Here is an 18,640-nt window from a genome sequence, read left to right on the forward strand (position 1 = left end):
GCAGGTTATAACCCTTGAGCCAGCTTCCGGATCTCTGCGCTCATTCTCGGGTTGACCGGATAGACCTCTTCCAGATAGCGAAGAATCTGGAGCGCCGATTCCGGCGTCCGCTCATACCCCAGCATCATATCGCCTACCCGTTCCGCAAAATGGGGGTACCGTTTCTCCATCCGCCTTTCCTCCCCGAACACATCCCGGAAATACGGCTCTTCCGTCTCCAGCAAATGCAGAACGGACAGAATGCTGTCCAAGGCGTAGCTCTGGACGAACCGGGCCGCGGAGAGCTTCTCTCCCCGGGCATATCGGCCCAATCCGACATACAGGTTCGTCAGGGCTTCATTCAGCGGAAAGTCGAGACTCTGTCTCCGTTCGGCCTTAACCGAGCCGCCCTCTTCTCCAATGCCCTGGTTCGTGTACCCCTGCTTAATCCAGACGATTCGGCCTCCCTTATACTTCGCCTGCTTGAACTCCTCTTCTTCAAAGATCGCATATTCCCCATAAATTCCGTCCTCGAACAGAATCTTGTGCCCGGCATCGGTGTTGCGGAACTGATATGCCAGCGGATATACTTCCTCCAGCCAGTCGAGACACTCCAGATAAGCCTCCTTCGCTCCCGGTTCTACGAGTACGAAGAAGTCCAGATCGGAGTACTCGTCGATCCGTTCCAGCTCGGTTCCGACCGATCCGACCCCCAGCAGCAGCAGAGCATCTCCTCTGCGTTCCAGGGACGCCCCGATTTCATCCAGTCTTCTCAAAAGCTGCTTTTTCGTCGCCATTCTTGTCTTCTCCCTCCTGCTTAGGGTCCACGCAAAAAAGGTTCAACCTCTATCCTGCCGAGGTTGAACCTTTCGGTTGCATTGCCTTTGAATTAGCTACAGGTTATCGGAGATGTACAGGGATGTCAAGAGCCGCCGGGCTGCTGCTTCGCCTGCTCCCGGATGACCTGCTCGGTTCCAAGCAGGATCAGCTTCAGTCCGAATTCAAAGGCATGGTCGGAGCCCATCAGCTCGAACAGGCCGCTTTTGAACATCGTCCGGAACATTCCTGCCTCCGCTTCGCTCATGGAATCCATAAGACGGATCATATCCTCGCCCGGAAGCACTTTTCCCTCGCTCACAAGAGCGGAGACGCTGCGCTCATGCTGCTCATGGTCCAGAACAAAGTTGTAGACGTAATTGATCAGCGTAGTAACTACCTGGATTTGCTGCTCCTGCCCAAGCGGCGTCGGTTCCACGCAGAGCAGCATCCGGTTGGTGAAGCGGATAATATCCGGTTCATGCGGCAGCGCCATCATCATGAGCTGCGTGGAGCAAGGATAGCGGCTGAGCACGCGCCGAATCGTCAGTGCCATTTCCGATAACTGCTCCTTCCAGCCCCCCTCGGCGCGGAATTCCTCCAGAACGATTCCGGAAATCTGATTGGCCAGACGCTGGTAGAGCTTCTGCTTGCTCTTGAAGTACCAGTACAGCGACGGCGCCTGGATGCCAAGCCTTTCGGCCAGCCGCCTCATGCTGAATTTCTCGATTCCGTCCTCCCCCAGCAGTTCCCAGGACGCTTCCAATATTCGGTCTTCTGAAATTTGCGGCTGTTGTTTCTTCATCCATCAACCCGCCCTTTTATCTAACAGTGTAAGTTTGTGCTTTACAGGTTCGTACCTTCATGATATCATCTAACACTGTAAGGTTCAATCTAACACCGTTAGATTGAAAAATGTGAAGAAAGCGGTGACCTCTATGGACACAGAGAACCTGTATTATTTTGAACAAGCGCCTGTCGCCAAAGCTGTCGCTCATTTCGCTGTGCCGATGATGCTCGGCACCTCAATGAGTGTAATCTACTCCATCCTGAATGCCTACTTTCTCGGCACGCTGAACAATACCGCCGTCTTGACCGCCCTTGCCTTGACCCTTCCCTTGTTCGCCGTCATTATGGCGCTCGGCAATCTGATCGGCATGGGCAGCGGCACCTATATTTCCAGGCTGCTGGGCGAGAAGAAATATGAAGAGGTCAAGCAGGTATCTGCCTTCGCCTTCTACAGCAGTCTCGTTCTCGGTCTGATCGTTATGGCAGCCGGGCTGCCCCTCATCCACCCCATTGTCAACGCATTGGGCGCAACGCCCGATTCCTTCGGGTTCACCAAAGATTATGTTACGGTTATGCTGATCGGTTCCCCTTGCGTCGTTCTGTTCTTCACATTGGAGAATGTAGTACGCGCAGAAGGTGCAGCCCTCACTTCCATGGTCGGGATGATCCTCAGTGTGGCCGTCAACATTCTGCTCGATGCCCTCGTCATCTTCGTGTTTCATGGAGGCGTAATCGGAGTTGCTTCGGCTACCGTCCTCGCCAACCTGGCGGCGAGTCTCTTCTTCGCCTTCCATATGGGAGTCAAAAGCTCCTTCCTGACGATCTCCGCCCGCCGGCTCAAAGTGACCCGCGAGCTGCTTGGCAATGTGCTGAAGGTCGGCATTCCCGTCTTTATCATGAGCATCTTCCTGGGCGCCATGTCGCTCATCTTTAATCATTTCCTCGTCGAGTACGGCGATCAGGCGGTTGCCGCCTACGGGATCTCTTCGCGGCTGCTGCAATTTCCCGAATTCATCCTCATGGGACTCTGCGAGGGCGTGGTGCCCTTGATCGCCTTTACCTTCACCGCCAACAAGCTGCGCATGAGACGCACCATCGGCTTCACCGTTCAGGCCATCGCCGCCTTGGCCGCCGTATTCGGGCTGCTCGTCTATCTGATCTCGGACCACCTGATTGGCCTGTTCTCCAATGACCCCCAGCTGATTGCAGTGGGCAGCTACATCCTGCATGTGACCTTCCTGTCCCTGTTCATCTCCGGAACGACCACCTTGTTCACCGGAATCTTCCAGGCGACCGCGCAGGGCACCGCCGCTTTCATCATGTCGATCATTCAGGGCGTCACCCTGATTCCGGTCCTGTTCTTCGCCAATCGCCTGAACGGATTCCATGGCGTGGTCTGGTCGCTCGTCATCGCAGATGCCGTTGCCTTCCTGACCGGCGCCCTCATGCTGTATGCATTACGTCATAAGCTGCAGCCGGAGCTGGATACGTTGGTTCAATAAATCGCAGCAAAAAGAGAACAGCTCAGGCTGTTCTCTTTTTTGGTCGTCTTAGAAACAGGTGAATGAGCTGATCCGATTCAAATCAATGCCAAAATACCCCCAGAAGAAGCCGAACCATCTGAACCCTGCAACCGAAGTGCGTCCGACGAATACGGGATAGAACCAGAATTGCTCGCCATTGTTCAGCCAAATGTAAGTGTTACGGAACAGGCAACGTCTGATTCCGCCTAGGTCGACGGCAAAAGCGGTTGCCGACATCTGCGGGATGAATTGCGGCGGCGGAGCTGTCGGAGCCTGAACGCCTCCCGGCGCTCCGCCCGGAGTTCCCGGAAATCCTCCCGCTCCTCCCGGCCCTCCTGGTCCCCCCGGTCCGCTTGGTCCTCCTGGTCCTCCTGGAAATCCTCCGCCGATTCCCGGCGTTGGGAAAAACCCCATCTGCAATCGCTCCTTTCAAACGAAGTAGGCACAATTATCCTATGCATTCGCGGAGCGGGCGCTTGGGCGGAACAGCGATCTGTATGGATCATCTTCTCCTGGTTTGACACCGACCCTTCCACCTATTAAAATTCATCATATAAAAATTCCAACAAATTACATTCCTTAACGGAGGCGATGAGATTTGGCAAGAGTGCAGGTAGGTACGGAGAATGGCGCTCCAATCGAGCTCTATTATGAGGATCATGGCAGCGGAAAACCTGTCGTCTTGATTCACGGCTGGCCGCTCAGCGGACGCTCCTGGGAGAAGCAGGTGCCCGCGCTCACAAAAGCCGGGTTCCGGGTGATTACGTATGACCGCCGGGGGTTCGGCCAGTCTTCACAGCCTTGGAACGGTTACGACTACGATACGCTCGCAGCCGATCTGCATCAGCTGCTGCTTCATTTGAATCTGCGGGAGGTGACCCTGGTTGGCTTCTCTATGGGCGGAGGAGAAGTGGCCCGCTATATCGGCAGCTATGGAACCGAACGGGTCTTGAAGGCTGTCTTTGCCGGTGCGGTACCCCCTTATCTCTATAAATCTGCAGAGCATCCCGAAGGCGGAATGGACGATGCCACCATCCAAGATTTCCAGACCGAGGTTACCGAAGACCGCCTGGCCTTCATCGATTCATTTACCACGACCTTTTTTGCAGCAGACGGCAAGACCTCATTAGTCAGTGAGCCCTTCCGCCTGTATAATCGGGATATCGCCGCTTTCGCTTCGCCCAAAGGCACCCTGGACTGCATTGCCGCTTTCGGCCTTACCGATTTCCGCAAGGATTTGGCCAAAATCACGGTGCCGACCCTTATTCTTCATGGCGATTCGGATGTCATTGTCCCCTTGGAGGTCAGCGGCGCCCTTACCCATGAAGCCATCCCGGGCAGTCAACTCGAAGTGGTCAAGGGAGGGCCCCACGGCTTCAATGCGACCCATGCCGCTGAATTCAACGAGGCCCTGATCCGGTTCCTCCAGAGTTAATCCGTCCCGGCAGCCATGCAGACAAGCAGCCAGACCCTCCTGTCCGGAAGGTCTGGCTGCTTTGTCGTCCGCTTTTTAAATAAGGATAAGAATAGATGCCGTTTCCGAGCCCGTAAGCTCCTACAGAGTCGCCGCCTTCTTCCCTAGCGGCACTGCTTCGCGGGCCGGGTCCGCCGCCTCTGAAGCTTCGCCGGCGAGGCCCAGCGAATGCGCCGTGGCCGCCTGCATCTCGCGCAACAGCTCCGGATGCTCCAGGAGCGAGATGCCGTAAGCCGGAATCATCTCTCTGAGCTTCGGTTCCCAGACCTCCATCCGCTCGGGGAAGCACCGGCGCAGCACTTCCAGCATGACGTAGACGGCCGTCGAAGCGCCCGGGGAGGCGCCCAGAAGCGCCGCAATCGAGCCGTCCGCCGCGCTGATGACCTCTGTGCCGAACTGCAGCGTCCCCTTGCCCTGCGCCGTATCCTTAATGATCTGCACGCGCTGGCCCGCCACAACGAGCCGCCAATCGTCGCTCTTCGCATTCGGTACGAACTCCCGCAGCGCTTCCATGCGCTGCTCCTTGGACAGAAGAACCTGGCCGATCAGATACTTGGTAAGACCCATGTTCTTGGCTCCGGCCGCCAGCATGGTGGTCAGATTACCCGGTTTGACGGAGGTAATCAGATCCAGCATCGAACCGAACTTCAGAAACTTCGGCGTGAAGCCCGCGAACGGACCGAAGAACAGCGACTCCTTGCCTGCAATGACCCGGGTATCGAGATGCGGCACCGACATCGGCGGAGCGCCGAGCGCGGCTTTGCCGTACACTTTGGCCCGGTGCTGCGCCACTACTTCCGGCCGTTCGCACACCATGAACAGCCCGCTGACCGGGAATCCTCCGATGCCCTTGCCTTCGGGAATGCCCGATTTCTGCAGGAGATGAAGACTGCCGCCTCCGCCCCCGATGAAGACGAACTTCGCCCGGTGGCGTTCCACAGCGCCGCTGCCGGTATCCCGGATCTTCAGCTCCCAAGAGCCGTCCGGCGTCCGCTTCACGTCCTCCACGTGGCGATAATAGCGAATGTCCACTCCCTGACTCTGGAGATCGTCGAACAGCATCCGCGTCAGAGCCCCGAAGTTGACGTCTGTCCCTGCGTCAATGCGGGTCGCCGCAATCGGCTGATCCGCGGTCCGGTCTTTCATCATGAGCGGCATCCACTCGGCGAGCCGGGACGGATCGTCGGAATACTCCATGCCCTGGAACAGCGGATTGCGCGACAGGGCCTCGTACCGTTTTTTCAGGAAAGCCACATCCTCCGCTCCCTGTACGAAGCTCATATGGGGAACGGGAGCGATGAAGTCCCGCGGATTTTGAATACGCTTACGATTCACCAGATAAGACCAGTATTGCCTGGAGTATTGGAACTCCTCGTTCACCTTGACAGCCTTGCTGATGTCCATCGTTCCGTCGGGCCGCTCCGTCGTGTAGTTCAGCTCGCAGAGGGAAGAGTGTCCCGTTCCGGCATTGTTCCACTCGTTGGAGCTCTCTTCGCCGGCGCCGCCGCGCCGCTCATACACCGTAATTGTCCATTCCGGAACCAGTTCCTTCAGCAGTGATCCCAGCGTTGCACTCATGATCCCGGCACCAATCAGAATCACATCCGTCTGTGTCAATCGATCGCTCATGTTTACCGTCCCTCGCCTTTTATTGGATCATTGTCTTGTGTCTAGTGTATCACTACCGAAGGCAAATTTTAATATTTATCTAAAAAATAGTCTATCCGGCCTGTCTAGGAGCCGAACCGCTGCCGGTATCCGCATTTGCGGCACAGTTCCTCCACCGCTTCCCGCCGGGAGAACCCGTCAACCAGCCGGTTGGCCCGCTCGCTCTCCACAATCTCCGAGAACGGCTGCTCATGGACATTGCCGAGATTCAGGACACCCTCGCCGTCCAGACAGCAGGGAACGACGGTGCCATCGACCAGAATCGCCGCCTGGCTGCGCAGGGCATGGCAGAAGCCGTGTCCGTCGTCTTCCGGAGCCGTCAGGCTCGGCCAGCGGAATTCATGGTCCTGATTCAGATAAATCCGCTCGGCAATGCGCACCCCGCTTCCGGGAGCGACTCTCTCCTCAATCCGGTAATCCAGTCCGAACGCCTGCTCCAGCACCTCCAGCGTAGCGCGGTTGCGCTGACGCTGCCGGTTCGTCAGATTGTCCGGCGTCAGGTTCCAGAGGCGGAAGGAGATGAGAACGCCCTGGTCCGCAGCCGTCTTCGCAAAATCAATAACGGTCCGCAGGTACCCCTCCCGATTCTCCGACCCGGCGTGTCCGTCGAAGCTGTGCAGCGAGAAGTTCATCTGCCGGAGGGCCGGCTTGCCGAGCAGCTTGTCCGCATTCTTGACGATCAGCGTTCCGTTGGTCGTTATGTTCACCTTGAACCCTTTGGCATGCGCCAGATCCAGCAGTTCATGCAGGCGGGGATGCAGCAGCGGCTCTCCTTTGACATGCAGGTAGATATGCGACGTATGCGGCCGAATCTGATCCAGTATGGAAGCGAACTGTTCGGTGCCGATAAACTTGGCCTGCCGCTCCGTCTGCGGGCAGAAGCTGCATGCCAGATTGCAGACGCTGGTAATCTCGATATAAACCTTCTTGAAGGTCTTGCGCATCGCCGTTCCCGGCATCGCTTGGCGGATCATTCCGCCCACCGGTCCGCCGCGTATTTCAGGCCGATCTGCTTCCGCGCTTCCTCCATAATCTCCGATACCACCAGCGAACAGGCATGCGAATTGACCGCGCTCTGCCGCTCGCCTTGACGGATCAGCCGGATGAATTCCTGAATTTCATAATACATCGGCTCGAACGTCTGCGGATGGGACAGCACCTCGGTGCTGCCGTCGCGGTAACGGATCTTGACCTCATACGGCTGGTTGATCTTGTCGATCACCATCGTTCCGTTCTCGCCCTGGATTTCAGCGGGAAGGTAGGAATCCGTGATTTTGGAATACGACACGACCGCATCCATATCCGGGTACCCCATAAGAATGCTTCCCTCGCCGTCCACCCCTGACCCGAGCATAACGCCGACAGCCTTGACTGTATCCGGACGCCCGAACAGAACCGCCATCGGATACAGGCAGTATATGCCCAGATCCATCAGCGCACCGTTGGAGAACTCCGGTCTGAAGGCATTCATCACATTGCCCTGAAGATAGGCATCGTAACGGGACGAATACTGGCCGTAGCTTGCACAGTAGCGGCGAATCCGGCCCAGCTTGTAGAGGTTGTCCTTCACGACGCCGAAGTTCGGCATCAGGGTAGACTTCATCGCCTCCATGAACGTTACGCCGCTGCGCTCTGCCGCTTCAATCATCGCCCGCAGCTCATCGCTGTTGGAAGCCGCCGGCTTCTCGCACAGCACATGCTTGCCGTGGTTCATGCAGAGAATGGCCTGCTGCGCATGCAGCGAATTGGGGCTTGCAATATAAACGGCATCCACCTCGGGGCTCGCCGCCATATCCGCAAGATCCGTATAGATCGAAGCGCCCGCATACTTCTCCGCGAAATCCCGGCCCTTCTCCTCGCTTCGCGAATATACGGCCGAGAGCACGAACTCTTCATTCTCCAGCGCAGACTGCACGAACCGGTCCGATATCCAGTTGGTCCCGATGACTCCGAATCGAATTCTCATAAGACTCTCCCTCTTTATCTGGTATCTTCACACAGAAAGAAACGGCGAACGCTCTCTGCGGCGGCACCGTTTCTGCTATGGTTATCCTCTCGTTATCCAAAAAATTCGATCAGCCGGGCCGTAACCTCGGCTTTGTCATTGTCCACTATCGTCTGCACCTGCGGCAGCTCGGACAGAGCGGATATCGGCGCCGGGAATTCCTGGCGGATATCCAGCAGCGAGATCGCTTCGTCGAACTTCGCCGGATGCGCCGTTGCGAAAGTAATGCCGATCTCCCCGGCTCCGTTATGGGCCTCGTAGGCGGCTACGCCGCAGGCCGTATGCGGATCGAGCAGATAGCCTTTCTCCCGGCTGTACTTCGCGATCGTCTCCAGACAATCCCCGTTCGTGACGCCAAGCGCCGCAAAGTCGGCCTGTACCCGCCGAAGCTCCTCGCCTTCCGCTGCAATCCGGCCTTCGGTCTGAAGCTCCTTCATGCGTTCCGCTACCGCCGCGCCGTCTTCATTCAGCAGATAATACAAGTAGCGCTCGAAGTTGCTCGCCACCTGAATGTCCATCGACGGGCTGTGCGTCTGGGCGAATTCCCCCGGCTTGTACTCGCCGGTCTTCACGAACCGCTCCAGAATATTGTTCTCGTTCGTGGCAATAATCAGCTTGCCGATCGGCAGCCCCATCTTCTTGGCCAGATAACCCGAGAAGATGTTCCCGAAGTTGCCCGAAGGCACGCTGATGTTGACCGTGCGTCCCTTCGCCTCTTCGGGCAGCTGCAGGAAGGCGTGGAAGTAATACACCGTCTGCGCCAGAATGCGGACGAAATTGATCGAGTTGATGGCCCGAAGGTGGTATTTGGCCTTGAATTCCAAATCGCCGAACAGCTCCTTGATGATCCGCTGGCAATCGTCGAAATTGCCTTGGACGGACAGGTTCAGCACATTGGCGTCGTCCACGGTCGTCATCTGGAGCTCCTGCACCTTGCTGACCTTGCCGTTCGGGTGCAAAATGCAGATCTTGATGCCTTCTTTGCCGCGTACGCCGGCAATCGCCGCCGCTCCGGTGTCGCCGGAGGTCGCGCCGAGAATATGGATAATTTCGCCGCGGGTGCGGGAGATATAGGAATACAGCTCGCCGATGAATTGCAGCGCGACGTCCTTGAACGCAAAGGTAGGCCCGTGGAACAGCTCCAGCACATACAGGGAATCGTCGATACGGCGCAGCGGCGCCACCTGCGGATCGCGGAACGACGCATAGCTCCGGTTCACCAGTTCTTTCAGATCCTCTTCCGGAATTTCACCGTTCGTATATAAGGAGAATATCTTCAGGAACAATTCCTGAAAGGACAAAGAACGCCATTCTTCCAGTGTCTCCGCGTCCACAGCCGGAATCTCCGCCGGAACGAGCAGCCCTCCGTCATCCGCGAGCCCCATAAGGACCGTATCGATGAAGCCGATTCCCTTCACGTTGCCTCTAGTGCTGATATATTCCACGCTTATCCCCCCGATTAGCCACTTTTTAACCCCTATATTAACACGTTTGTGCACTAAAGTCCGCAAAATCCGTTCAGTGATCTGTTCAGCGGCGGAGATCCTGCTGAAGCTCCTTCCAGACAGTCTTGTTGCTGTATTTCTTCTCCACGCTGACGTCTGTCCCGAACCAGTCGGGCGGCTGGAAGCTCTCCGCTTCCTCCAGCGATCCGAACTCCACTTCCACGACCATCAGGTTCAGCTGGCTGTACAGATCGATCTCGACCGTAACATCCCCCCATTTGCCCGTGTGCCGCTCCTTCAGCAGGGGAACCGCCCGCACCGCATCTACCATCTGCTTATAGATGCCTGCCGTGATCGAGACTTCCACTTCCTCCCTGCTGATGCCGAGCCCGTTCTTGAAGGTGTGGGTGTACACCGTCTCCCCGGTGTCCCGGTCAGTGATTTTGCGGACCCGAAGCTCCTGGGGACCATCGATGGCGAGATAAGTCTGTTCCATCGCTTCCCGGCTCTCGATCCGAAGCTGCCCTTCGTCGATCAGCCGCTGCGGATATTCCGGCAGCAGGAATTTGCGTTCAATCTCCTGTCCCATTGTTCTTTGCCTTCTTTCTCCGGCCGCTAAGGCGCGTATAATGTCGAATGTGTCGGATTCAACCATTGTATGTGGAGGACCCGAGGAAGTCAATGCAGGCTCCCGCCCGTTACTTTGCCCCGAATGGCCTCATCTGCGATCCGCCCGATCATCCGGCTGTCCAGGCTGTCCATGCGGTTGTCGCCCAGTACATAGTAGCCGGCCGTACCCGTTGAAGACTTCCCGCTGGGGTCATCCGTATTCTCCGCTTCATACGTTTCCCGCGCCTGCGCTCCGAGATAAGATTCTTCCAGCACCTTCCCGTCAATCCATACCGTCCCTCCCCGATTTTCGACGCGTTCTCCCGGAAGACCGACGACCCGCTTGATATAAGACTTTCCTTCTGCCTGGAACAGAATCAGATCCCCCCGCCGGACATCGTGATTCTTATAGTAGCGTTTGTCCACCTTGATCCGTTCTCCTGCATGAAGAGCCGGTTCCATGGAAGAACCGTCTACCGTATAGACCGCCGTACCCGAGAACACAGACAGAATCAATGCCGTCATCAGCATCGTCAGGAACTTCATCTCTGACACGCTCCTTTTTTCTATTCTTTCCTATACTCTATCACGGCATGAGGGGCTTTAGTGTACGCGCCGCTCCGTTTTTTGCTACAATAGAAGAATCGGCGCCGCGGGGCGCCAGTTCACACAGACGGAGGCAGGCGGCGTGAATTACATCGTACTGGACATTGAATTCAACGGGCGGAAGTTCGCCAGTGAGCACCCCATGGAGGTCATTGAGATCGGCGCCGTGCGGCTGAATGATTCGCTGGAGATTGTCGATGAATTTTCTTCCCTCATTAAGCCCATATATTTCTCTACCCTCAATTCCTTCATTCGCAAAAAAACCGGGATTCCGCAGGAGGATATCGACGTCGCTCCCCGTTTCCCGAAGGTCATGGCCGCATTTCGCCAATGGCTGGACGCCTGCCCGGGCGATACCCTCTTTCTCACCTGGGGCGGCGAGGATATGAAACGGATCATCCAGGATGTGCGGATGCACAAGCTGGATGAGGCTTACTGGATGGAGGCTCTTTACTTTGATCTGCTCAAGGGCCTCGTCCGGGCCCGCGGTCTTAAGAACGACGTCAGCGTCGAGAGCGCCATGGAACTGCTGGGCCTCTCGCCCGAAGGCTCTGCGCACCGGGCGCTGGACGACGCGCGCATGACGGCGGACATATTTCGCGCCCTGTTCGGCGAACTGGATTTTGAGCGCTCACAGCACTATGTGGACACGTTCACCAACGCCAAGGAACGCAAGACGGTCAAGCTCGCGATTAAGGCCATTCAGGCCCAGAAAGTGCAGCCGACCTGGGAGCTTGTAGCCGAACATTATTTTACTGGCAAAGTTTCCATGGACGACCCGCGAAAAGAAGCCGAGCTGCGGGCCATTTTTGAAGCGGAAATGCACAAGAATCCCCGGCAGGGCGGCCCCGCGGGGAGCTAGAACGGAAGCCGGAGAGCCGTCAGTGTCATTCACGCTGACGGCTTTTTTCATTGGATTCTGCCTTATCGCTTGACCTTCACGCCGCGTCAACCTGTATTCTGCAGACAAGAGGAGGCGGTCGCCATGGAGTATACCGTACAGAAGCTGGCCAGACTTGCGGGTGTAAGCGCCCGCACTCTGCGCTATTACGACGAAATCGGCCTATTGCGTCCGGCAAGACTCACCTCCTCCGGGTACCGCATTTACGGCTCCCGCGAGGTGAATCTGCTCCAGCAGATTCTGTTCTACCGCGAACTGGGACTCGACCTGGACAGCATCAGCCGAATCGTAACCTCGCCTTCGTTCGACGCTGTCCAGGCGCTGAGGGAGCACCGGGCCAGACTGCTGGACCGAAGACAACAGCTGGATCTGCTGATCGGGAACGTAGAGCGGACTTTGGCGGATCGCGAAGGGAGAATCGCAATGAGCGACAAGGACAGATTTGAAGGGTTCAAGCGCCGGCTCGTTGAAGACAATGAACAGAGTTACGGCAGGGAGATTCGGGAAAAATACGGGGATCAGGCGGTAGACCGCTCCCATGATCGAGTCCTGAACAGGACCGAAGAGGAGCATACCGCTGCCCTGCGGCTGCAGGACGAGCTGTTCGCTGCGCTGGAAGAAGGCATGGATGAGGGCAGCCCGTCGGGCGAAGCCGCCCAGAGAGCGGCAGACCTTCACCGGCGGTGGCTGAGCTTCTATTGGAACAGCTACTCCCAAGAAGCGCATGCCGGCCTGGTCCGAATGTATACGGACGACGAGCGTTTCACCGCCTTCTATGACAGCCGCCGACCGGGGATGACGGCTTTCCTCCGGGATGCCGTGCTGGTCTATACGGCGAAGTAAGTTAGATCTTCTAAGACAAAGACGCGCAGTTCCTATCTGCGCGTCTTTGCCCTGTGCCCGAGAGAGTCTTATCCTGTTGTCCGGATGGCTGCGCGCTATCCGGCTCGCCAGACGGTCGCTTCGACCGGCACGAAATTACCCTCCGCCTCCTTGCTATAACCCTGCGCCCAGCAGTTCCAGCGTGCGCCGCACGTCCGGCAGCGGAAGCTGGCCCGGAGCGGAAGGGACTCCTGCCGCCGCGAACGTTACCGCCGAGCCGAACACCTCGCCGGCGATACGGGTAACGGCGCCCAGTCCCGCCATGGACATCGTAATGACCGGCTGGCCGGGATAGCGCTCCCGCATGAGAACCGTTGTCTCCAGCAGCTTCAATACATCGCGCGGAGCCTGCGGCATAACCGCGATTTTGGGGAGATCTCCGCCAAGCCGAAGCGCCAGCTCCAGGCGGCGCATCATCTCTTCCGCCGGGGGGGTTCCGCCAAAATCATGATTGGACACAATCGTCTTCGCTCCCGCCGAACGAATCTCTCCAATCAGACTTCCAATGGTCTCCTCGCCGCCGCTGAACAGCTCGATATCTACCAGGTCCGCCAGTCCGCTTGCGGCCGCCGCCCGGTTAAGCGCCGCATAATGCCCGGCCGCAATCTCCCGCTGTCCGCCCTCGCGCAGAGACCGGAAAGTGAATACCAGCGGCAGATCGGCAATGGCGGATCGGATTCCTGCCAGAACGGACAACGCGGCCTCCACGCTTGTACAGCCCTCAAAGTGATCGACCCGCCATTCGATCAGGTCCGGCCCCAGCGCAGCTGCGGCGCCCGCTTCTTCCAGCAGGCGTCCGGCCGTTTTTTCGGTCAGCGATACACAGATCTTGGGCTGTCCCTCGCCGATCACCACCCCGCGAACCTGAAGAGCAGAATGCTCCTTGCCTTCAACCAAGCCTTCTGTGGACGCTGCACGTTCCTCCGGCTCCGGCCTTCTTTGTTCTTCCTTCAATCTTCTCACGAGCTCCTCTCTGCCGGCTTTGACTCGCCGCTGCCGCTTTGAGCTTTACAGCCTGCTCTCCGGCTCTTCATACCGTTATCTTTGCTCCTTACCGTACCCCAAATCGCCGCCGATTGCCAGCAAAATCAGCTCAGTGCCTGGCTGAAAACAGCAGTTGCGCAAACGTTTTTTCCTAATCTCGTCTGCACAGCCCCAAATGTAACAAAATTATCGCTTGAACTTTATCCAATTTGTGCTAATATAGTATCGAAATCGCTTACAGACGGATTTCTTCCGATGTTTGAGCAAACGTTTGCACCAAGAATGGCTTGGATTTCATTTTGCACTTTTAATTTTGTAAGAAGATTAGGAGGCTTATATCAGTGAGTGAGAAGAAATTGCCAACCGTCGCTTATTTCTGTATGGAGTACGGCCTGCATTCCGATTTCAAAATGTATGCCGGAGGCCTGGGAATTCTGGCCGGGGACTACATCAAGGGCGCCAAGGATATCGACGCTCCGATGATTCCGATCGGTCTGAAATGGAAGCAGGGTTACACCGACCAGAAGATCGACGAGAACGGCAAGCCGTACGACAGCTACCACAACTATGTGTATGATTTCCTCGAAGATACCGGCGTGAAGGTTACCGTTCAGGTCCGCAAGATCAACGTCGTCTGCAAAGTATGGAAGACCGAGCAGTTCGGCAATGTGCCGCTCTACTTGCTGGATACGGACATTCCGGAGAACAGCGATGCTTGGATTACCGGACAGCTGTACGGCTGGTTCGGCGAAGAGCGTATTGCCCAGGAGATCGTGCTCGGCATCGGCGGCGTGAAGGCCCTGCGCGCACTCGGTCTTCATGCCGACGTATACCACTTCAATGAAGGACATGCTGCACTGGCAGCCGTCGAACTGATCCGCGAGAAAATGTCCAGCGGCCTCTCCTTCGAAGAAGCTTGGAAGGCCACCCGCGAAGAAGTCGTATTCACAACGCATACGCCGATTAAAGAAGGCAACGAAGAGCATCCGCTCGACCGCCTGGAGTACATGGGCGCCTTCAACGGTCTGACCCGCGACCAGATGGTCCGGATCGGTGGAGATCCGTTCAACATGACGGTAGCCGGTCTGCGCCTCTCCCGTATCTCCAACGGCGTTGCCAAGCTGCATGCCGACACTTCCAACAAAATGTGGAAAGAAGTGGCCGGCCGCTCCCCGATCATTGCCATCACCAATGCCATCCACACGCCGACTTGGGTCGACGAGCGGATCACCAAGGCATACGAGAACGGCGGCGATCTGTGGGCCGCTCATACTGAAGTCAAAGGCGAACTGATCGACTTCATCAAAGAGCGCACCGGCACACAGCTGAATGCAGACAACCTGCTGATCGGCTTCTCTCGACGCGCAGCTCCGTACAAGCGCAGCGACCTGATCTTCTCGAAACCGGAGATCATTGAGCCTTACTTCGAGAGCGGCAAAGTTCAGATCGTCTTCTCCGGCAAAGCGCATCCGCTGGATGACACCGGCAAGCGCATCGTCAGCAACCTCGTTGCTATGATGAAGAAGTATCCGAAGAGCGTCGTGTTCCTCGAGAACTACGACATGACAATCGGCGCTATGCTGACCCGCGGTTCCGATATCTGGCTCAACAATCCGCGCCGTCCGCTGGAAGCGAGCGGCACCTCGGGCATGAAGGCTGCCATGAACGGCGTCCTGAACTGTTCCGTTCTCGACGGATGGTGGCCGGAAGCTTGCCTCGACGGCGAGAACGGCTGGCAGATCGGCGATGGCTTCGAGACTACAGACTTCGCCGTACTGGACGAGCATGACAGCAAGGCTCTCTATGATACCCTGCTGAACCGTGTAGTGCCGACTTACTATGAGAACCGCAACAAATGGGTCGAAATGATGCGCAAGAGCATCGAGACGACCCGCGTAGAGTTCGCTACCAAGCGTATGCTCGACGAATACTACGATCTGATGTACATCAACAACAACAAATAAAGCGGTCTATGCCGCCGCTTCAACCGTTCCGCCGCCTTCGGGCGCGGAACGGTTTTTTATTTTCCATAAGTTACCTATTTATAATTGTTATAAAAAGATATTGCTTTCTTCTTAAAATTCGTTATTATAGAACTTATACTAAATCTAAAATCAATTCATAGAGGTGATTATAATGACGAATTCTTCTGATCGCATGACTACCAGCTGGGGCGCTCCTGTCGGAGACAATCAGCATTCCATAACGGCCGGTTCACGCGGCCCGACACTGATTCAGGATGTACATCTGCTGGAGAAGTTGGCCCACTTCAACCGGGAGCGCATTCCCGAGCGCGTCGTGCATGCCAAAGGAGCGGGGGCTCACGGTTATTTTGAAGTAACCCATGATCTTACCGCCTATACCAAAGCGGCCTTTCTCTCGCATATCGGCAAACGTACGCCAATGTTCATCCGCTTCTCCACCGTGGCCGGCGAGCTCGGTTCAGCGGACACGGTGCGAGACCCGCGCGGCTTCGCCGTCAAGTTCTATACCGAGGAAGGCAACTACGATCTGGTCGGCAACAATACGCCGGTCTTCTTTATCCGGGATGCCATCAAATTCCCTGATTTCATTCATACCCAGAAGCGGCATCCTCAGACCCATCTCAAGAATCCGACTGCCGTCTGGGACTTCTGGTCGCTCTCGCCCGAGTCGCTTCACCAAGTCACTATTCTGATGTCCGACCGGGGGATTCCGGCTACACTTCGCCATATGCACGGGTTCGGCAGCCACACCTTCAAGTGGGTCAATGCCGAGGGCCAGGCCGTTTGGGTGAAGTATCACTTCAAGACTGAACAGGGCGTTCAGAATCTGGATGTAGACGTAGCGGCCCGCCTTGCCGGCGAGCATCCAGATTACCATACCGAGGATCTCTTCAATGCGATTGCAGCCGGAGACTTCCCGGCCTGGAGACTCTACGTTCAAATCATGCCGGTTGAAGATGCCGATACCTACCGGTTCGACCCGTTTGATGTAACCAAAGTATGGTCACAGAAGGATTACCCGCTGATTGAGGTCGGACGGATGGTGCTGGACCGCAATCCGGTCAATTACTTTGCCGAAGTTGAGCAGGCGACGTTCTCGCCGGCTTCCTTTGTGCCAGGCATTGAAGCTTCTCCCGATAAAATGCTTCAGGGCCGTTTGTTCGCCTACTCGGATGCTCATCGTTACCGGGTCGGCCCTAACCATAACCAGCTTCCGATTAACCGGCCCCAGTGCCCGGTTCATAACCACCAGCGCGACGGCGCCATGGCTTATGGCGACAATGGCGGCGCTTCAGTCTACTATGAGCCGAACAGCTTCGGCGGTCCCAAAGAGTCGCCCGAACATCGGATTTCCCCGTTCGAGGTCCAGGGAATGGCTCAGAGTGTTCCTTACGATCAGGATGACTACTACACCCAACCCGGCGACCTTTATCGTCTCCTGAGTCCTGAAGAACGCACCCGACTGATTCGTAACATTGTGGATGCCATGAGACCGGTCGAGCGGGATGACATTAAGCTCCGCCAGATTGGCCACTTCTATAAGGCCGATCCCGAATTCGGTACACGTATTGCTGAAGGATTGGGCCTGACCGTTCCGTCTTTGTAATCCTCTTCTTCCCTCTTCCCTCTGTCTTGCTTGAACTCCTCCGCCTCAATGGCGGAGGAGTTATTGGTTTATGCCCATTATGAATTGTCCATATGAGTTTGTTCCCATTAATCCGCCCTTATAGATCTAACCTATGGGATTTATCCTCTTAGGCTTGTCTTTTAGGCTTGTCTTTTGGGCTTGTCTTTTATGCCCATCCTTTTGTTCCGTCCTTGGTCTCTTTCCTTTCTGTCCACCCTTTGAGTCTCTCTAAGAGTAGTCCATCGAAGTCAGAAGCCACAACTGCTCTCTATGGGCTGCACTCTATGGGCTGCTCTTTATGGGCTACACTCTCTCTTTAAGCTTTCATACCCGCACTCTTGGACTGATTCCTCCTTGAAATCACACTCCTGTTCGTTCCTCTGCACGGCATCTTCTTCGAATACGAGTCTTCAGCAGACACAAAAAGGTGCCTTGCTCAGCAAGGCACCTAGATTTCATTATACAATTAAGCGGGTGATGGGAATCGAACCCACGCTACCAGCTTGGAAGGCTGGAGTTCTACCATTGAACTACACCCGCGTATAAAACTAAAAATCGGGATGACACGATTCGAACATGCGACCCCCTGGTCCCAAACCAGGTGCTCTACCAAGCTGAGCTACATCCCGTTATTTAATGGCGCGCCCTGAGAGATTCGAACTCCCGACCTTTTGATTCGTAGTCAAACGCTCTATCCAGCTGAGCTAAGGGCGCAAAATGGAGCGGACGACGGGAATCGAACCCGCGACCCTCGCCTTGGCAAGGCGATGCTCTACCGCTGAGCCACGTCCGCTTAAAAGATGGTGCGGTCGAGAGGACTCGAACCTCCACGGGGGGTTAGCCCACACGGACCTGAACCGTGCGCGTCTGCCAATTCCGCCACGACCGCATATCTGATAAAGAGTGAGCCATGAAGGACTCGAACCTTCGACACCCTGATTAAAAGTCAGGTGCTCTACCAACTGAGCTAATGGCTCTTACTGCAAAGAATAAAATTGGCAGGGGATACAGGATTCGAACCTGTGATGACGGAGTCAGAGTCCGTTGCCTTACCGCTTGGCGAATCCCCTACATTCAGAAAAGAAGTTAAATGGGGCGATCGATGGGACTTGAACCCACGAGTGCCGGAGCCACAATCCGGTGCGTTAACCCCTTCGCCACGACCGCCACAACGATAATCGGTGCTGCTTCTTTCCTAACAAAATTTAAATGGCGGAACCGACGGGATTCGAACCCGCGATCTCCTGCGTGACAGGCAGGCATGTTAGGCCTCTACACCACGGTTCCAAGAGGCTAAGGTAAATCAATTGCGGGGGCAGGATTTGAACCTGCGGCCTTCGGGTTATG

16 protein-coding genes and 9 tRNA genes are annotated in these 18,640 nt (G+C 56.2%); 6 read left to right on the top strand and 19 right to left on the bottom strand.

Features of this window, described 5'->3' with window-relative positions; genetic code table 11:
* Positions 1-5: 5 nt before the first annotated feature.
* Both F4V43_RS10495 and F4V43_RS10500 read right to left on the bottom strand, forming a co-directional pair.
* Entirely contained in the window at positions 6-776 is a 771-nt protein-coding gene (locus F4V43_RS10495) for a hypothetical protein (RefSeq protein WP_150458202.1), read from the bottom strand.
* 125 nt (positions 777-901) lie between these two features.
* A complete protein-coding gene (locus tag F4V43_RS10500; RefSeq protein WP_150458203.1) occupies positions 902-1,600 on the bottom strand; it encodes a TetR/AcrR family transcriptional regulator in 699 nt (232 codons plus the stop codon).
* A gap of 133 nt (positions 1,601-1,733) precedes the next feature.
* Here F4V43_RS10500 and F4V43_RS10505 point away from each other — a divergent pair, with 133 nt between their 5' ends.
* Complete coding sequence (locus F4V43_RS10505; RefSeq protein WP_150458204.1) at positions 1,734-3,086, top strand: MATE family efflux transporter; 1,353 nt, start codon at positions 1,734-1,736, stop codon at positions 3,084-3,086.
* Between the two features lie 48 nt (positions 3,087-3,134).
* On the opposite strand, the gene F4V43_RS19855 is transcribed toward F4V43_RS10505, so the two are convergent.
* On the bottom strand, positions 3,135-3,521 hold the full coding sequence (locus F4V43_RS19855) for a collagen-like protein (RefSeq protein ID WP_150458205.1): 387 nt from the start codon (positions 3,519-3,521) through the stop codon (positions 3,135-3,137).
* Between the two features lie 184 nt (positions 3,522-3,705).
* Between F4V43_RS19855 and F4V43_RS10515 the strand changes: the two genes are divergently transcribed.
* Entirely contained in the window at positions 3,706-4,542 is an 837-nt protein-coding gene (locus tag F4V43_RS10515) for an alpha/beta fold hydrolase (protein ID WP_150458206.1), read from the top strand.
* A gap of 120 nt (positions 4,543-4,662) precedes the next feature.
* On the opposite strand, the gene mqo is transcribed toward F4V43_RS10515, so the two are convergent.
* From mqo to lepB, 6 genes are all read right to left on the bottom strand, one after another.
* Positions 4,663-6,210, bottom strand: coding sequence for a malate dehydrogenase (quinone) (mqo, locus tag F4V43_RS10520; RefSeq protein WP_150458207.1), 1,548 nt, complete (start codon positions 6,208-6,210; stop codon positions 4,663-4,665).
* A 104-nt stretch (positions 6,211-6,314) separates the two neighbouring features.
* Positions 6,315-7,193 (bottom strand): radical SAM/SPASM domain-containing protein, encoded by an 879-nt coding sequence (locus tag F4V43_RS10525; RefSeq protein ID WP_150458220.1) that lies wholly within the window; start codon positions 7,191-7,193, stop codon positions 6,315-6,317.
* A gap of 26 nt (positions 7,194-7,219) precedes the next feature.
* A complete protein-coding gene (locus F4V43_RS10530; protein WP_150458208.1) occupies positions 7,220-8,215 on the bottom strand; it encodes a Gfo/Idh/MocA family protein in 996 nt (331 codons plus the stop codon).
* 92 nt (positions 8,216-8,307) lie between these two features.
* Positions 8,308-9,699 carry a threonine synthase gene (thrC, locus tag F4V43_RS10535; RefSeq protein WP_150458209.1) on the bottom strand — a complete coding sequence of 464 codons (1,392 nt, stop codon included), beginning with the start codon at positions 9,697-9,699 and terminating at the stop codon, positions 8,308-8,310.
* Between the two features lie 85 nt (positions 9,700-9,784).
* The gene (locus tag F4V43_RS10540; RefSeq protein WP_150458210.1) at positions 9,785-10,288 is read right to left on the bottom strand and encodes a CYTH domain-containing protein; all 504 of its coding nucleotides are present in this window, start codon (positions 10,286-10,288) and stop codon (positions 9,785-9,787) included.
* An 89-nt stretch (positions 10,289-10,377) separates the two neighbouring features.
* Complete coding sequence (gene lepB, locus F4V43_RS10545) at positions 10,378-10,854, bottom strand: signal peptidase I (protein ID WP_150458211.1); 477 nt, start codon at positions 10,852-10,854, stop codon at positions 10,378-10,380.
* 142 nt (positions 10,855-10,996) lie between these two features.
* Here lepB and F4V43_RS10550 point away from each other — a divergent pair, with 142 nt between their 5' ends.
* Together F4V43_RS10550 and F4V43_RS10555 are read left to right on the top strand one after the other, a co-directional pair.
* Entirely contained in the window at positions 10,997-11,776 is a 780-nt protein-coding gene (locus tag F4V43_RS10550) for a 3'-5' exonuclease (protein ID WP_150458212.1), read from the top strand.
* 123 nt (positions 11,777-11,899) lie between these two features.
* Positions 11,900-12,658, top strand: coding sequence for a MerR family transcriptional regulator (locus F4V43_RS10555; protein WP_150458213.1), 759 nt, complete (start codon positions 11,900-11,902; stop codon positions 12,656-12,658).
* Between the two features lie 153 nt (positions 12,659-12,811).
* Here the strand turns inward: F4V43_RS10555 and aroD are convergent, their stop codons facing one another.
* On the bottom strand, positions 12,812-13,651 hold the full coding sequence (gene aroD, locus F4V43_RS10560) for a type I 3-dehydroquinate dehydratase (RefSeq protein WP_223879851.1): 840 nt from the start codon (positions 13,649-13,651) through the stop codon (positions 12,812-12,814).
* 371 nt (positions 13,652-14,022) lie between these two features.
* Here aroD and glgP point away from each other — a divergent pair, with 371 nt between their 5' ends.
* Both glgP and katA read left to right on the top strand, forming a co-directional pair.
* Complete coding sequence (glgP, locus tag F4V43_RS10565; RefSeq protein ID WP_150458214.1) at positions 14,023-15,645, top strand: alpha-glucan family phosphorylase; 1,623 nt, start codon at positions 14,023-14,025, stop codon at positions 15,643-15,645.
* A 172-nt stretch (positions 15,646-15,817) separates the two neighbouring features.
* On the top strand, positions 15,818-17,272 hold the full coding sequence (gene katA, locus F4V43_RS10570) for a catalase KatA (RefSeq protein ID WP_150458215.1): 1,455 nt from the start codon (positions 15,818-15,820) through the stop codon (positions 17,270-17,272).
* A 490-nt stretch (positions 17,273-17,762) separates the two neighbouring features.
* Here the strand turns inward: katA and F4V43_RS10575 are convergent.
* From F4V43_RS10575 to F4V43_RS10615, 9 genes are all read right to left on the bottom strand, one after another.
* Positions 17,763-17,833 (bottom strand) — tRNA-Gly (locus tag F4V43_RS10575).
* A gap of 15 nt (positions 17,834-17,848) precedes the next feature.
* Positions 17,849-17,922, bottom strand: a tRNA-Pro gene (locus tag F4V43_RS10580).
* A gap of 8 nt (positions 17,923-17,930) precedes the next feature.
* Positions 17,931-18,007 (bottom strand) — tRNA-Arg (locus F4V43_RS10585).
* A gap of 4 nt (positions 18,008-18,011) precedes the next feature.
* Positions 18,012-18,086: transfer RNA gene (locus F4V43_RS10590), tRNA-Gly, on the bottom strand.
* Between the two features lie 8 nt (positions 18,087-18,094).
* Positions 18,095-18,182 (bottom strand) — tRNA-Leu (locus tag F4V43_RS10595).
* A 15-nt stretch (positions 18,183-18,197) separates the two neighbouring features.
* A tRNA-Lys gene (locus tag F4V43_RS10600) sits at positions 18,198-18,270 on the bottom strand.
* A gap of 19 nt (positions 18,271-18,289) precedes the next feature.
* Positions 18,290-18,363, bottom strand: a tRNA-Gln gene (locus F4V43_RS10605).
* A 21-nt stretch (positions 18,364-18,384) separates the two neighbouring features.
* A tRNA-His gene (locus tag F4V43_RS10610) sits at positions 18,385-18,460 on the bottom strand.
* Positions 18,461-18,503: 43 nt separating this feature from the next.
* Positions 18,504-18,580: transfer RNA gene (locus F4V43_RS10615), tRNA-Asp, on the bottom strand.
* Between the last annotated feature and the right edge of the window lie 60 nt (positions 18,581-18,640).

It is taken from the genome of Paenibacillus spiritus, from assembly GCF_008710135.1.
Classification (GTDB): domain Bacteria; phylum Bacillota; class Bacilli; order Paenibacillales; family Paenibacillaceae; genus Paenibacillus_AQ; species Paenibacillus_AQ glufosinatiresistens.